The organism is Duganella sp. GW821-FHT07F09 (genome assembly GCF_059418705.1).
Window position 1 is genome coordinate 1 of sequence record NZ_JBWKQJ010000045.1, and the last position, 647, is coordinate 647.

1 protein-coding gene is annotated in these 647 nt (G+C 67.1%); it reads left to right on the forward strand.

Going from position 1 to position 647, the window contains the following annotated elements:
• A partial coding sequence (locus tag AC07P1_RS33720; RefSeq protein WP_494699949.1) for a hypothetical protein occupies window positions 1-647 on the forward strand: 647 nt, incomplete at both ends.

Consider the following 647-nt stretch of genomic DNA (forward strand, 5'->3'; position numbering starts at 1 on the left):
AGCAACAGCAATCTCTACGCCGGGCAGAACTACTTCATCCCGGACGATCCGAACGCGTACGGCGACAGTTCGGGGCTGGGGCAGGGCACGCTCAACACCGACAACGCGCGGCTGCAACAGATCGCCAGACAGCAGGCGGACGAGGCGGCCAGCGAGTTGTACCGCGAGTCGAACCGGGCCTCGCCGGCGCGCAACTATGCGGCGCCGGGCGCCGCCGCCGATGGGGGCGTGCCGATGGTTGAACGGACGACCTACGATGCGTTGGGCAATGTGACGGGCTCGGAGATGGTGCCGGTGGACAATCGCCCGCCTATGGCCTACGGCGACCAGATGCGCAATACGGCGGCGGCGATGGGGCAGATAGGCGTTGGGTTCGGTAAGGGCTTGGTCGATGGCGTGCCGGCGTTGCTGACTACGGTCGGTAAGGGCTATGCCTATCTCGGTGCGCTGGTCGGCGAGTCGACCGGCTTGCTCTCGGACGGCGCGACCCAGCGTACGATCGACGCGCTCGATTCGCACGACGGACGTCCGCTGTCGTACGCCAACGGCTTGCAAGCCATGGGTGGTATGGGCGGCGAGTTGTTCAGCCCCGGCGCATATGCCAAGGGAGCCCAGTTGGGCATGGCGGGGCTGACCTCGCTGGCGCC